This is a genomic window from Actinomadura rubrisoli (assembly GCF_004349215.1).
Classification (GTDB): Bacteria; Actinomycetota; Actinomycetes; order Streptosporangiales; family Streptosporangiaceae; genus Spirillospora; species Spirillospora rubrisoli.
Genome location: NZ_SMKU01000747.1, coordinates 1 through 943 on the forward strand (window position 1 = coordinate 1; position 943 = coordinate 943).

A 943-nucleotide genomic window follows, 5' to 3' on the forward strand; every position below is an offset into this window, starting at 1 on the left:
ACCCAGGGCAAGACGCCCGCCGGCGACCCCGGCCCCGACGACACCCCGGCCGGACGGCCAGGACTGTTCATGGGCCGCCCCTTCGGCGTGCCCGTCTTCGTCTCGCCCAGCTGGTTCCTGGTGGCCGTCCTCGTCACCGTCATGTTCGAAGGCCAGGTCAACGACGTCCTCGACCGCCCCATGAGCTACATCGTCGCCTTCGCCTACGCCGTCCTGCTGTACGCCTCGGTGTTCGTCCACGAACTCAGCCACGCCGTCACCGCCCGCGTCCTCGGCCTGCCCGTCCGCTCCGTCACCCTGCACATCCTCGGCGGCGAGACCTCCATCGAACGCGAGGCCCCCACCCCCGGACGCGAATTCCTCATCGCCTTCGCCGGCCCCCTCGTCAACCTCGTCCTGGCCGGACTCGGCCTGTTCCTCCACGCCGTCCTCACCCTCCCCGAAGTCGCCCTCCTGCTCCTGGAGGCCCTCACCTTCGCCAACCTCCTCGTCGGCGTCTTCAACCTCCTGCCCGGCCTGCCCCTCGACGGCGGACGCCTCGTCCGCGCCGCCGTCTGGAAGGCCACCGGCCACAGCCGCAGCGGCGCCCTCGTCGCCGGCTGGATCGGACGCGGCGTCGCCATCGCCTGCCTCGTCGCCGGCGCCTTCCTCGCCACCTACCGCACCGACGGCGACACCGGAGGCTTCGGCTGGCTCGCCCTCCTGTGGTCCGCCCTCGTCGCCTCCTTCATCTGGGTCGGCGCCACCCAGGCCATCCGCGCCGAACGCGTCCGCGACCGCATCCCCCTGCTGTCGGCCCGCAGCCTCGCCCGCCGCGCCACCCTCGTCACCGCCGACGTCCCCCTCGCCGAAGCCATCCGCCGCGCCCACGAGGACCACGCCGGCGCCCTCGTCATCGTCGACCACGACGGCAGGCCCCGCGGCCTCGTCAGCGAGAAGGCCG

At 73.3% G+C, this 943-nt stretch carries 1 protein-coding gene; it reads left to right on the forward strand.

The window, feature by feature from the left end; genetic code table 11:
• On the forward strand, positions 1-943 hold a 943-nt coding region (locus E1298_RS47255; RefSeq protein WP_243726287.1), incomplete at both ends, for a site-2 protease family protein.